The following is a 12,876-nucleotide window of genomic DNA, read 5'->3' on the forward strand; positions in this document are numbered from 1 at the left end:
CGCTAGGGCGCCGCGGGGTCCGGCGGCACGTCGGGCGGCACCTCCACGGGACCGGCCTCGGGCGGCCGTGGCTCGTCCTGCGGGTGCAGCCGCACGGCCACGAGGGCGACGTCGTCCTCCCGCCGCCCGGGCAGCACGCGCTTCAGGAGCTCGTCGCACAGCTCCGCGAGCCCGAGGTCCTTCGCGGCCAGCTCGGCGAGGAGGGCTTCCAGCCGCGCCATCCCGTCGCGCACGGGCATGTCCCGCCGTTCCACCAGACCGTCGGTGTACAGCAGCAGGGTGCTGTCCCGCTCGAGCACCACCTCGGTCTCGTGCCGGGGGACGTCCGGCATGATCCCCAGCAGCGGGTCCGGCTGGCCGTCGTGCAGCGGTTCGACGGTGCCGTCGGCGTGCAGCAGCATCGGCATCGGGTGGCCGGCGTTGGACCACCGCACGCGGGTCCGGTGCTGAGCCAGGTCCTCCGGCGTCTGCTCCAGGCGCGCGACGACGGCGGTGGCGATGGACTCGGTCTGCAGCGTGCGCATCGCCTTGTCGACCGTGCTGAGCACCTCCGCCGGCGCACCACCGGTCGCCACGGCGATCCCCCGAAGGATCGAGCGGACCTGGCCCATCTCGGCCGCCGCCAGCACGTCGTGCCCCACCACGTCGCCGATCACCAGCACCGTGGCGCCGTCGGACTGGAGGAACGCGTCGTACCAGTCGCCCCCCACCCGGGCCGCCTCAGCTGCCGGCTCGTACCGCACCTCGATCTGCAGGTGGTCCGGCGACGGCGGCTTGGTCAGCAGCGACCGCTGCAGCCCCTCGGCCAGCGTCAGCTGCTCCTTGTAGAGCCGGGCGTTGTCCAGGGCGAGGCCGGCACGGCCGGCCACGTCGGCCGCCAGCTGCAGGTCCTCGTCCGTCAAGGGCGCCCGGCCGCGGTCGTGGAACAGCGACAGCACGCCGACGGTGCGCCCGCGGCCGCGCAGCGGAAGCACCACGGCGTTGCCCGGGTCGAGGTGGCGCAGCAGCTCGCTGGCCTCACCTGGCACCAGCACCTCGAGCATCGACGCGGTGGCGTCGCCGGGGACGATCACCGTCTCGCCGGTGCGCGCCGCGCGGTTGAGGAACGACTGCGGGGTCAGCGACGCCAGCCGCTGGGTGGCGTACCGCTCCACCAGCGCCCGTCGTCCCGGGTCGTGGTGCCACGAGCCGACGTCGCGGAGCCGCGGGCCGCGGCGCGGCTCGCCCGGCTCCACCAGCGTGACCACGCTCCAGTCGGCCAGCACGGGCACCACCAGCTTGGCCAGCCGCCCGACGGCCTCCTCGGCCTGCAGCGTCTCGGACAGCTCCACCGCCACGGTCGACGCGAGCTGGGCGCGGCGGGCGGCGGCTGCCGCGAGGGCGGCGTCGCGGCGGCGGCCGGTCACGTCGAGGAAGTACACCGACAGCCCGTCGGGCGTCGGCCACGCGTGCACCTCGTACCAGGCGTCCAGCGGTGCGGGGTAGTACGCGTCGAAGTTCACCGGCTCGCCCGTGTCGACGGCCAGCCGGTAGCTCTTCTCGAACTGGGAGCCGACCGCCGCGGGGAACAGCTCCCACAGGTCCTGGCCCAGCAGCTCGTCGCGGCTGCGCTGCAGCAGGTGCTCGGCGGAGGAGTTCACGTAGGTGAACCGCCAGTGGGTGTCCACCGAGAAGAACGCCGTCGGCATCGCCTCGAGCACCCGGGCGACGCGCACCTCGTGGTCCCGCTCGGCGGTGGAGTCGAAGGCGGCGCCGAGCAGGCGGACCGCAGTCCCGTCCGGGCCGGGCAGCGCCAGGCCGCGCGCGGTGACCCAGCGGGTGACGCCGCCGGGCCGCACCACCCGGTACTCGGCGGCGTACTCACCGGTGCTCTCGATCGCCTCCCGGATCGCCCGGTGCACCATCGGGACGTCGTCCGGGTGCACCGCGGAGTCGAAGCTCTCGATGGTGCCGCCGAAGGTCTCGCGGTCGTAGCCGAACATCTCCAGCAGCCGCTCGTCCCACGCCAGCACGCCGGTGCGCAGGTCCCAGTCGAAGATGCCGATGCCGGCGGCGGCGATGGCCGCGCGGCCCAGGGCGCGGGCGGGATCGAGGTGGTCGACGCCGCCGTCCTGGTCCGCGCCGGCCCGCTCCATGGCGACGGCCAGCGCTTCGATCTCGATCCGGTACGGGGGCGACAGCGGGAGGTTGGGCTCGTCGTCGTCCTGCGTCGTCATCCTGCCCCCAGTGCCCTGGCGACCTGATCATCGCTCGGTGCGATCATCCCCTGCTCACCCCTCCGGGTCGAGGACGACCTTGATGCAGCCCTCCTCCTTGCGCTGGAACATCGCGTACGCGCCGGGAGCCTGCGCCAGCGGAAGCCGGTGGGTGCGCAGGTCGAGCACTCCCCGCGGGTCGGTCGGGTCGCTGACCAGGGGCATCAGGTCGTCCACCCACCGGCGCACGTTGGCCTGGCCGAACCGCAGCGCCAGCTGCTTGTCGAAGATGTCCATCATCGGCATCGGGCCGACGGCCCCCGGCAGCGGGCTGGCGCCCTTCGTCTCGACGCGCACGTCCTGGCGGCCCGGCCGGGTCAGCGCGCGCACCGCGCACCCCTGGGCGGCGTGTCGGTGAGGTGCGTTCCGCGAGGCGGCTCGGAGGTGCGGGTCGCATCCATCGGGCCACGGTGCCATCCGGGCTCGACCCTCGCATTCCGGACGTGGGTGCGGCCTCGGCGCGGGGCGTCGGCCAGCAGCAACGACCCGGGACCTCTTACCCATTGACATCCATCGATACTTGGAGCAGTGTCGCCATACATCGACAGACATCAATGAATGGAGCCCAGAGATGCACCCCGAGCTGTTCCTGCTCCTCTACCAGCAGCGCGAGCGTCAGCTCGAGCAGCTGCACGCCCGTCGTGCGGCCGCTGCCGAGCGGTTCGAGCTCACCGGCGTGACCGTCACCCCGCCCGTCCTGCGGGCGCACCGCGTCCCGGAGGCCCGGACCGGCCTGGTCGCGCGGCTGCGCACCGCCGCGTCGCCGTCGTCGGCGGCCGTCGCTCCGGCCTGCTGCCCGGCCTTCTGAGCCCCGGCGCACCCGGCGGCCGCGTCGGCTCGACACCAGTCGGTGAGCAGGGACCCGAGCCCCTTGCTCACCGACTGGTCGCGTGTATAGCCTGCTGGTCGTGCGTACAGCCGAGCCGTCGGACCACCGTCCGTCGTCGGACCTCACCGCCCGCGCCCGCATCCGAGACGCGGCCATCGCGTGCTTCGCGGAGGACGGGTTCACCGCCTCCTTCCGCACCATCGCGGCCCGCGCCGACGTCTCGCCCGGCCTGATCACGCACCACTTCGCCTCCAAGGTCGCGCTGCGCGCGGAGTGCGATGCCGAGGTGCTGCGCCGCTACCAGTCGCTCAAGACGGACAGCCTCGGCGACCCGAGCGGCTTCCTCGTCGCGAACCTCTCGGAGCCCGGTCCGGCCGCCGAGCTGACGCTCTACATGCTGCGCGCCATCCACGCCGGAGGCCGTCCCGCGCAGCAGTTCCTGGAGCGGCTCGTCGACAACGCCCGCGGCGTGATGCAGGCCAGCGTCGAGGCCGGGCTGGTGCGCCCCTCGCGCGACGAGGAGGCCCGGCTGCGGCTGCTGGTCAACCAGGCGATGGGCGGACTGCTCATCCAGCTGCTGATCGCGCCCGAGGCCACCCCCGAGACCTTCGGTACGTCGGTGCTGGAGCTGCAGCGCGCGCAGATCCTGCCGCTCCTCGAGCTCTACACCGAGGGCTTCCTCGCGACGCCTCGCATGCTCGACGACTACCTCGCCTACCTCGGCGACCCGCCCCCTGCCGAGGCAGACGCCGAGAACGACGAGCGCACCGCCTGAGGGCGTCGCCGCCACCGTCTCGCCGCCACGGCCCATCGGGCCGTACCGCGCTGTTCCATGCACGTTCCCCACCCACAAGGAAGTCCCATGCCCACCAACCAGCCGGCCGTCCAGATCGAGGGCCTGACCAAGAGCTTCGGCAACGTCCACGCGCTGCGCGGCCTCGACCTCACCGTCCCGTCCGGCCAGGTGACCGGCTTCCTCGGGCCCAACGGCTCGGGCAAGACGACGACGATCCGCATCCTGCTCGGCCTGCTCCGCTCCGACGGCGGCCGGGCCACCGTGCTCGGCGGCGACCCGTGGGCCGACGCCGTCCGGCTGCACCGGTCCATCGCCTACGTCCCCGGCGACGTCACCCTGTGGCCCAACCTCACGGGCGGCGAGGCGATCGACATCCTCTGCCGGCTGTCCGGCCCGCTGGACCCGCGGCGCAAGCAGCAGATGCTCGACCGCTTCGAGCTGGACCCCACCAAGAAGGCCCGCACGTACTCGAAGGGCAACCGGCAGAAGGTCGCCCTGGTCGCGGCGCTGGCGTCCGACGCGGAGCTCCTCCTGCTCGACGAGCCCACCAGCGGCCTCGACCCGATCATGGAGACCGCGTTCACCGAGTCGATCACCGAGGTGAAGGCGCAGGGCCGGTCCGTGCTGCTGTCCAGCCACATCTTCGCCGAGGTGGAGAAGCTGGCGGACACCGTCACGATCATCCGCAACGGGGTCACCGTCGAGACGGGCAGCATCGCCCAGCTGCGGCAGCGGCTGCGCACGCAGGTCACTGCCGTGCTGGCCGGCGGGTCGGCGGCCCTGGCCGCGGTCGACGGGGTTCACGACCTGGTCCAGGTGGACGGGCAGACCCGGTTCACCGTGGACGAGGAGTCCCTGCCGGCCGTGCTGGCGCAGGTGGCCCGGCTGCAGCCCCGGTCGCTGGTGGCCAACCCGCCGTCGCTGGAGGAGCTGTTCCTGCGGCACTACGGCGAGGAGCTGGCGGCCGTCAACGGAGCCGACTCGAACGGTGCCGGGCGGAACGGGGCGCAGAAGTGACCACCGTCGCGCCCCGGACACGCGCTGCCGCGGTGGCGCTGCCGACGCGGGGGCGGCCGGCGGACACGCTGGCGGGGCTCGGTGCGATGGTGCGCTTCGTCGTGCGCCGCAACCGCGTGCGGCTGGCGGTATGGCTCGTCGTGCTCGTCGGGATGTTCGCCTACGTCGGCGCCTACTACAAGAGCCTGTTCACCACGCAGCAGGCGCTCGACGACTTCGCCAAGGTCAGCGACACCCCCGGCATCCGGGCGCTGACCGGCCTGGCGGCGGCGCCGAACACCCTCGGCGGGGCCGTCTGGACCAAGGTCTGGATGACGTGCGCGCTGGCGCTGGCGTTCGGCGTCGTCTTCCTGGTCACCCGCAACGGGCGGGCGGACGAGGAGGTGGGCCGCACGGAGCTGCTGCGCTCGCGGGAGCTGGGGCTGCACGCGTACCCGGCGGCGTCGTGGCTGGTCTGCGCGGTGCTGTCCGTGCTGGTCGGCGCCCTGATCGCCGCCGTCTCGGCCGCCTCGGGCCTCGACCCGTACGGCACCGGCATCACCGGCTCGCTGATCGTCGGCGCCTCCGTCACCGGCGTGGGGCTGGTGGGCCTCGGGGTCGGGGCCGTGGCCGGTCAGGTCGCCTCCACGTCCCGCGGCGCCAACGCCCTGGGGTCCGCGGTGCTGGGCGTGCTGTACGTGATGCGGATGGTCGGCGACCTGGGCGACGGGCGGCTGACGTGGGCGTCGCCGGTGGGCTGGGGCCAGGAGATGCAGCCGTGGGGTGCCGACCGGTGGTGGCCGTTCGGGCTGCTCGTCGTGCTCGCCGTCGTGCTGCTGGCGCTGGCGACCGTGCTCGAGGCGCACCGCGACCACGGTGCCGGCCTGATGCCGCAGCGTCCCGGGCCGGCCGGTGCGCCGGCGCGGTACGCGACCCCGCTGGGTCTGGGGCTGCGGCTGCAGCGCGGGCCTGTGGTCGGCTGGAGCGTCACCGTCGTGCTGTGCGGGCTGCTGTTCGGCTCGGTGGTGCACGCGATGGACAACCTGCTCAACGATGCCGGCACCCCGCTGCCCGCCATCCTGCGCGGCCGCGGCATCGACGCCCTGATGGCGGTGCTCGCCGGGATGATCGCCCTGATCGTGGCCGTGTACGCGGTGCAGTCGGCGACGACGCTGCGGGCCGACGAGGCCTCCGGCCTGGTGGAGACGCAGCTGGCCGGGGCGCTGTCGCGGTGGCGGTGGGCGCTGCAGCGGCTGCTGATCCCGGCCGTCGGCGGCGCGGTGCTGCTCGCCGCGGGCGGTGCCCTGCTCGGCGCCAGCTACGGGGCCACGGTGCACGACGGCTCGTGGACCGGCCGGATGGCCGTCGCGTCGCTCGTCTACTGGCCGGCGGTGATGGTGCTGGTCGGGGTGGCTGTGGCGCTGTTCGGCTGGCTGCCGCGGGTGGCGATCGCGCTGACGTGGGGGCTGCTGGCGGCGCTGTGGTTCGTCATGCTGATCGGCGACGCCCTGCACCTGCCCCACTGGGTGCTCGGGGTGCTGCCGTTCTCCGCGACCCCCTACATGCCGCTGGACCCGATGCGGTGGACGCCCGTGGTGGTGATGACGGCCGTCGCCGCGCTCCTGGTGTGGGCCGGGATCGACCGGTTCGCGCGGCGGGACGTCGTCCCCGGCTGACCGGTCGAACGGACCCCCGCCCGGGAGGCGGTCCCGCGCTCGATCGGGATCGCCTCTCGGGCTGGACTCTGCCGCGCTCCGGGTTCATGCTAGTCACTGTCATTTGGCAGTGACTATCAGCGGAGGCAGCGATGAACCGGACGACGAGCGGCACGGTGGGGTCGCGCCGGTGGTGGGCGCTGGGCGGCGTCACCCTGGCGGTGCTGGCCGTGTCGATGGACGTGACGATCCTCAGCGTCGCGCTGCCGACGCTGGCCGGAGCGTTGTCGGCGACTGCCGCGGACCTGCAGTGGTTCTCCGCCGGCTACGCCCTGGTGCTGGCGGCGCTGACCCTGCCGGCCGGCTGGCTGGGTGACCGGCTCGGCCGCAAGCGGGTGCTGATGGGCTCGCTGCTGGTGTTCGCGGCAGGCTCCGCGGCCTGCGCCTACGCCGGGTCGGCGGCGTGGTTCGTCGTCGCGCGCATGCTGCTCGGCGTCGGCGGGGCCGGGGTGGTCGTGATGGCCGTCTCCGCGCTGACGGTGCTGTTCGACGACGCCGAGCGTCCCCGCGCTGTGGCGGTGTGGGGCGCCGCGAACCTCGTCGCGTTCCCCGTCGGCCCCATCCTGGGCGGCTGGCTGCTGTCCCACGTCTGGTGGGGCTGGGTGTTCCTGCTCAACGTGCCGGTCAGCCTGCTGGGCCTCGCGGCGGTCGCGGCGTGGGTCCCGGAGAGCTCCGCGGACCGGCCGCCTCGGCTCGACGGCGTGGGGCTGGTCGCCTCGAGCGCCGGGCTCGCGGCGCTGACGTGGGGGTTCATCCAGGCCGGTCAGGACGGGTGGAGCTCGGCTCGGGCGTGGGCCCTGATGGTCACCGGGCTGCTGGCGCTGGTCGGGTTCGGCGGCTGGGAGGCGCGGCTGGCACGGCGTGGGGGACAGCCGCTGGTGGACCCCGCCCTGTTCCGCTCGGCGTCGTTCAGCTGGGGCGTGACGCTGTTCGCCGTGCTGACCCTGGCGCTGATCGGCCTGATCTTCGCGCTGCCGCAGTACTTCCAGGCGGTGCTGGGCACCGACCCCCAGGGCTCGGGGCTCCGGTTGCTGCCCCTGGTCGGAGGCCTGCTGGTGGGGCTGGGGCCGTCCCGCGCCCTGGCGGTGCGGGTGGGGGTGAAGACGACGGTGGCGGCCGGCTTCGTCGTGCTGGCCGCCGGTCTCGCGATCGGTGCGACGACGACGACCGCCTCCGGCACCGGGTTCGCGGCGCTCTGGACGGCGGTCAGCGGGGTCGGCACCGGCATGGTGATGGCGACGGTCGCCGCCGCGGCCCTCGCCGAGATCCCGGCGGAGCGGGCGGGCGTCGGCTCGGCGGTGATGCAGGCCGTCAAGGGGGTCGGCGCGCCGCTCGGTGCCGCCGTGCTCGGCAGCGTGCTGGCCGCCGGCTACCGGAACCACCTGCCTGTGGTGACCACCCCCGGTGGTGCCGGTGAGGCGATGCGCGCCAACGTGTTCGCCGGGCTGCGGGTCGCACGGCAGCTGCACGACGCGCAGCTCGGCCGGCAGGTGCAGGCGGCGTTCGTGCACGGGGTGACCGGCACGTTGCTGGTGTCGCTCGCGGTGGCCGTGGCCGGCGCTGTGCTCGCGGTGCTGTTCCTGCCTCGTCGTGCCGCCGTCGTCCCTGCGCCTGGTGGCGACGCCGTGCAAGGCGTTGCGGCCGATCGGGTGCCCGGGGACGTGCCGGCGAGCACTCGATGAGGCGTTCGCGGGGTGCGGCGCGGCCGTCGCGCCCCGCGGGGCAGGCAGCACAATGGGCACGTGCCCGCTGACGCCGCCCCCGCCACCGGCCTGCGGGAGCGCAAGAAGGCCCGCACCCGCACGGCCATCCAGCACCACGCCCTGCGGCTGTTCACCGAGCAGGGCTACGCGGCGACGACGGTGGAGCAGGTGGCCGAGGCCGCCGACGTGTCTCCCAGCACCGTGTTCCGCTACTTCCCCACCAAGGACGACCTGGTCCTGACGGACGAGCTGGACCCCGCGCTCATCGCCGCGATCCGCTCCCAGCCGGCCGAGCTGGCCCCGGTGTCCGCGTTCCGCGCGGCGCTGCGGCAGGTGTTCGGCGCCGTCGACGCGGGCCTGCTGGTCGACGTCAAGACGCGCGCCACCCTGATCCTCTCGGTGCCGGAGCTGCGCGCCGCGATGCTGGACCAGCTGGCGCAGAGCATCACCTGGCTCACCGAGCTGATCGCCGAACGTGCCGGGCGCCCGGCAGACGACCCGGCGGCCCGGGCGCTGGCCGGCGCGATGGTCGGCGTCTGGATCGCCGCCGCGACCGACTGGGTGGCCCACCCCGACGACGACCTGCTCGGCGCGCTGGACACCGCGCTCGCGTACCTGGAGAACGGCCTGACGCTCGACGTGCCGTGAGCCGGCGGGGGCTCGCGCCCGCGTGTCGGCGGCGACGGGCCATGGGCTAGCATGGGCCGCGCGTTGGGGGGACCGGGTCGGTCCCGCCGGGTGCACGACCAGCGAAAGTGCTGGTCACGCGGGTGTAGTTCAATGGTAGAACTTCAGCTTCCCAAGCTGAGAGCGCGGGTTCGATTCCCGTCACCCGCTCCGCGTTTTCGCAGGTCAGGGCCCCACAGTGGCTCTGTCGGACCTCCTTGAGACCCTCTGCTGGTCGGCTCGTGCCTATACGTGCCTTAAAGAGAGGTCCGGCCATGCCTACCCGACACCATCGACGTGTATCCGGCACCGTGCGGCGGCTCCCCAGCGGGAGATGGCAGGCCCGGTACACCGGACCGGACGGCGCGCAGCGCGCGGTCGGGGTCTATCCGACGAAGGCGGAGGCCGACCAGGCGCTCGCCTTCGAGATCTCCGAGATTGCCCGCGGCACCTGGCGGGACCCGCGGCGCGGGGACCAGCCGCTCGCGGACTTCCTGCGGACCTGGATCGCGACCCGCGCCGATCTGGCCCCGAGCACCCGTGCGCTGTATGAGCGGATGTTCACGCAGTGGATCGATGCGGACGTGCCGCTGGGCGACCTGTCCCGCAGCGTCTCGCGGCAGACGGTCCGGCTCGGCGAGCGCACCCTGGCGTCGATCGGTCCGGCCGACATCCGGGAGTGGGACGCCGCCGTTCTGGCCGAGGCGCGACGGCGGGCGGGGGCTCGGTGGACGAAGGCGAGCGTCACGCCGGAGCGGGTCAACAAGGCGATCCGGACGTGGGCTGCCGAGCAGGGCCGGCCCGTCGCGCCCACCGGCCGGATGTCGGCGTCGCTGCGTGAGGCGTGGCTGGCCGCGACCGGGGGAGAGGTGCCGCTGGACCCGCGTGCCGAGCGGCACAACCTCGGCCACACCGAGGCGGCGCAGGCCTACCGGTTCCTGCACACCGGGCTGGCCCAGGCGGTGTCCGACGGGCTCATCCTGGCGAACCCGTGCGCGGTCAAGGGCGCGAGCCAACGCGACTCCCGGCACCGGACCGAGCGGCGGGTGCTCGCCGCCGACGAGCTGTGGGCGCTGGCCGACGCGATGCCCGAGCGGTACCGCGCCGCGGTGGTCGTGGCGTTCCTGTCCGGGCTGCGCGCCGGGGAGCTCTTCGCGCTGCAGCGCCGGCACGTCGACCTGACCAAGGGGACGCTGCGGGTCGAGCAGGCGCTCGCGCTGCCGGGGAGCGGATCGGTCTTCTCGACGACGAAGTCGCGCGCCGGCGTGCGGACGGTGGTGCTGCCGTCGGTCGCGGTCGAGGTGCTGGCGGAGCACATGGCGCTGTTCACGCCGGCGGGACGAGACTCGCTGGTGTTCGGGACCTCGTCCGGGCGGCCGGTCAGCAACGGACATCGCTCGATGATGTTCGGACGGGCTCGGAAGACCATCGGTCGCGACGACCTGACATGGCACGACCTCCGGCACTCGGCACTGACGCTCGTCGCCTCAACGGGGGCGACGCTGCCCGAGCTGATGGAGCGGGCCGGGCACTCGACGCCGCGCGCGGCGCTGCACTACCAGCACGCCGCGGACGACTCGCAGCGGCGGATCGCCGAGCGGCTCGATGTCCTAATGGCCGTTAAGCAGCCACGTGGCTAGAGAGCCTGGGCACAGTTCCAAGCCAGATCGTTGATCCTCTGCACCAAGCCCGCGGTACGGGGCGACGCGCGGCCATTTTGGCTCATCGGCGGCCTGTCTTCTCAGGCCACGAGACCTCGGGTTACTTCTCTCAGGCCCGAAGTGGCACCTCTGATCGGCTCACCGCAGCACTTGAGCCTAGTGAAGCCAGAAGCTTCCTGACGCCAGCCTCGCGCACGTCCCCGTAATTGCCGGGGCCAAGCCGAATCGACCGGATCGCGTCGATCGCAAACGGTAGCTCGATGTATGGAACGATAGCCATTGATGTGGACCGGTATTTCACCAAGGACTCTGGAGCACCGGGACCGCCTGCGGGGCCCTCGGGTTCCAGGGCTGCCAGGAGCCGCCATTCCTCTTCCTGCCTGAACGCAGGGTCTTTCACGGTCGCGAGCAGTGCTGAGACTTCAAGCGCCTTGTAGTACGACTTCACTCCCGGATGGTTCAAATTGAAGTCGCCAACAGCCCTGACGGCCTCAGAAGCGATATCAGCCGCGGCCTCGGAGCCATAGCGGACCTCGATGAGGCGACTCGCAGGTGTGTACATCGCGGGACTCCCGGACACCGCCGCCAACTTCGCCGCATCCAGTTCGATCGCGTACCCGTGCTCGGCCCCATAGCCACGCCATTGGCTGAGCAGATCACCGGACTCGCAGAAGCATGCGGCATAGACACCGAAGTCTGTCGAGGCAAGCGTCTCGAAGAAGTACCGCTTGTACTCCTCGAAAGTCTCGACGGCGTAATGGCCTAGGTCATGTGCGAAGTGATCGGGCCTCAAGACCGGGTTATCCATCTGACTGATGGCGTTGAGGACGAGGTCTCGAGCGTAGAGCGCCTCGCGCGCATCATTCAGAAAGCGAACGTCCGTCGCACGAATCGTCTGCGTAGTGAGGATCCCGAGCAATCCCGAGGCTGTGGTGTAGTGATACAGCGACCTATTGGCAGACACGCCTCGCTCCGTTCCATACGTTGTCCTCGAGCATGGCGGGCCATCCCAGGCATCACAGGGAGGCGCGCTGACCTGCGGCGACGGGGCCGCGAGGATCGCTCTGTCGCTGCGGGTCGCGGTCGCCACGGGTACACCTCATTGGCCTCGGGTGGCGTCCCAAGTGTCTGCGGCGCCGAAGTAGTCAGAAGCGGGTCCTGCCCACGGGTGGGTCGGCGCCGGCCGAGGCTCGTGGTCGGCGGTTCTATGGACTTGACGCCGACCGCGCGCAACAGGCAACCGGCGCGAGGGCTGCTCCCATGCCCGAAGGCCGCGAATCATCCGCTTGGCGGGACCGCGGTCTCGCGAGTCCAACTACCGTCAGTCTCCGTGTGGGACGGTGAACTGGATGCGCGTCTGAGGCGCGAACTCATGGCCTGGCTGACGGTCCGGACCCACGACGGGGCTCAGCCGATCGGCACCAGTGAGCTGGCCGACTTCATGTTCGACGGCGAGCAGTTCCGCGTGTTGGATCGCCAGCGGGGCATCACGAAACCGGCGGTTCTTCCGTCGGCTCTTAGCCTAAGAACGACGTATCGCTCACCCGGTCAGCCGCTGCCATACGACGATCACATCGGGGACGATGGACTGGTCCGCTACAAGTGGCGCGGCGACGACGGTGAACACTGGGAGAACCGGGCGCTACGAGCCGCCATGCGCGCAGAAAGCCCGCTCGTGTGGTTCTTTGGCGTGGGACCCGCGTTGTGGCAGCCGGTGTATCCAGTATTCCTCGTAGGCGAGGAACCAGCAGAGCAGCAGTTCATTGTCGACCCTGATGTCGCGCGGGGTTTGATAACGCCAGGCTCGCGAGTGGAAGAACATCTGCGTCGATATGTCGTGGCGCAGACGCGCCGTCGTCTTCACCAGCCCGTCTTCCGTGCGACAGTTCTGCGAGCCTACGAGGGTCGCTGCGCCGTCTGTTCTCTCGCCCACCCGGAACTGCTTGATGCGGCGCACATCGTTCCCGACTCCAGCCCGCGAGGCATTGCATCCGTTCGCAACGGCATGGCCCTATGCAAGCTTCATCACTCAGCGTTCGATGCAAACATCCTCGGCATCGACCCGGACCTCAAAATCGCAATCAGACCGGATCTCTTGGCGGAGATCGACGGACCAACACTTCGCTACGGGCTCCAGGAGCGGCACGGCGAGCACCTGCGCGTACTGCCGCACGTGCGTGCGGAGCGTCCCGACCCCGAGCTGCTGGCCGAGCGGTTCGCAGTGTTTCTCGCGGAGCCGCAGGCAAGCTGACCGG

Annotated in this window: 10 protein-coding genes, 1 tRNA gene and 1 pseudogene; 9 read left to right on the forward strand and 3 right to left on the reverse strand. The window is 72.1% G+C overall.

Annotated elements, in window-relative coordinates; genetic code table 11:
- Positions 1–2: 2 nt before the first annotated feature.
- Entirely contained in the window at positions 3–2,216 is a 2,214-nt protein-coding gene (locus QMF98_RS00600; protein WP_337974175.1) for a SpoIIE family protein phosphatase, read from the reverse strand.
- 54 nt (positions 2,217–2,270) lie between these two features.
- Positions 2,271–2,516 (reverse strand): annotated as a pseudogene (locus tag QMF98_RS00605) (glutathione-dependent formaldehyde dehydrogenase); the annotation flags it as partial.
- 310 nt (positions 2,517–2,826) lie between these two features.
- Between QMF98_RS00605 and QMF98_RS00610 the strand changes: the two are divergent.
- The 8 genes from QMF98_RS00610 to QMF98_RS00645 all read left to right on the forward strand — a co-directional run bounded on the left by QMF98_RS00610 (position 2,827) and on the right by QMF98_RS00645 (position 10,600).
- On the forward strand, positions 2,827–3,063 hold the full coding sequence (locus QMF98_RS00610) for a hypothetical protein (RefSeq protein WP_337974176.1): 237 nt from the start codon (positions 2,827–2,829) through the stop codon (positions 3,061–3,063).
- 100 nt (positions 3,064–3,163) lie between these two features.
- Complete coding sequence (locus QMF98_RS00615) at positions 3,164–3,859, forward strand: TetR/AcrR family transcriptional regulator (RefSeq protein ID WP_337974177.1); 696 nt, start codon at positions 3,164–3,166, stop codon at positions 3,857–3,859.
- 87 nt (positions 3,860–3,946) lie between these two features.
- Positions 3,947–4,897 carry an ABC transporter ATP-binding protein gene (locus QMF98_RS00620; RefSeq protein WP_337974178.1) on the forward strand — a complete coding sequence of 317 codons (951 nt, stop codon included), beginning with the start codon at positions 3,947–3,949 and terminating at the stop codon, positions 4,895–4,897.
- On the forward strand, positions 4,894–6,552 hold the full coding sequence (locus QMF98_RS00625) for an ABC transporter permease (protein ID WP_337974179.1): 1,659 nt from the start codon (positions 4,894–4,896) through the stop codon (positions 6,550–6,552). The genes QMF98_RS00620 and QMF98_RS00625 overlap by 4 nt, the downstream gene beginning before the upstream one ends.
- A 131-nt stretch (positions 6,553–6,683) precedes the next feature.
- A complete protein-coding gene (locus QMF98_RS00630) occupies positions 6,684–8,273 on the forward strand; it encodes a DHA2 family efflux MFS transporter permease subunit (protein ID WP_337974180.1) in 1,590 nt (529 codons plus the stop codon).
- A 60-nt stretch (positions 8,274–8,333) separates the two neighbouring features.
- On the forward strand, positions 8,334–8,942 hold the full coding sequence (locus tag QMF98_RS00635) for a TetR/AcrR family transcriptional regulator (protein WP_337974181.1): 609 nt from the start codon (positions 8,334–8,336) through the stop codon (positions 8,940–8,942).
- A 118-nt stretch (positions 8,943–9,060) separates the two neighbouring features.
- A tRNA-Gly gene (locus tag QMF98_RS00640) sits at positions 9,061–9,131 on the forward strand.
- A 140-nt stretch (positions 9,132–9,271) separates the two neighbouring features.
- Positions 9,272–10,600, forward strand: coding sequence for a site-specific integrase (locus QMF98_RS00645; RefSeq protein ID WP_337974182.1), 1,329 nt, complete (start codon positions 9,272–9,274; stop codon positions 10,598–10,600).
- Positions 10,601–10,730: 130 nt separating this feature from the next.
- Here QMF98_RS00645 and QMF98_RS00650 read toward each other — a convergent pair whose 3' ends face one another.
- Positions 10,731–11,585 carry a DUF2971 domain-containing protein gene (locus tag QMF98_RS00650; RefSeq protein ID WP_337974183.1) on the reverse strand — a complete coding sequence of 285 codons (855 nt, stop codon included), beginning with the start codon at positions 11,583–11,585 and terminating at the stop codon, positions 10,731–10,733.
- A gap of 366 nt (positions 11,586–11,951) precedes the next feature.
- On the opposite strand from QMF98_RS00650, the gene QMF98_RS00655 reads away from it, so the two are divergent.
- Entirely contained in the window at positions 11,952–12,872 is a 921-nt protein-coding gene (locus QMF98_RS00655; RefSeq protein ID WP_337974184.1) for an HNH endonuclease, read from the forward strand.
- Positions 12,873–12,876 lie beyond the last annotated feature (4 nt).

Source organism: Cellulomonas sp. NTE-D12 (genome assembly GCF_027923705.1).
In the GTDB taxonomy this organism is placed as follows: Bacteria; Actinomycetota; Actinomycetes; order Actinomycetales; family Cellulomonadaceae; genus Cellulomonas.

Bases quoted from the DNA above. Each gene is read 5' to 3' on its own strand.
- QMF98_RS00600 (WP_337974175.1), bottom strand. From the start codon at position 2,216: ATGACGACGCAGGACGACGACGAGCCCAACCTCCCGCTGTCGCCCCCG.
- QMF98_RS00610 (WP_337974176.1), top strand. From the start codon at position 2,827: ATGCACCCCGAGCTGTTCCTGCTCCTCTACCAGCAGCGCGAGCGTCAG.
- QMF98_RS00620 (WP_337974178.1), top strand. From the start codon at position 3,947: ATGCCCACCAACCAGCCGGCCGTCCAGATCGAGGGCCTGACCAAGAGC.
- QMF98_RS00630 (WP_337974180.1), top strand. From the start codon at position 6,684: ATGAACCGGACGACGAGCGGCACGGTGGGGTCGCGCCGGTGGTGGGCG.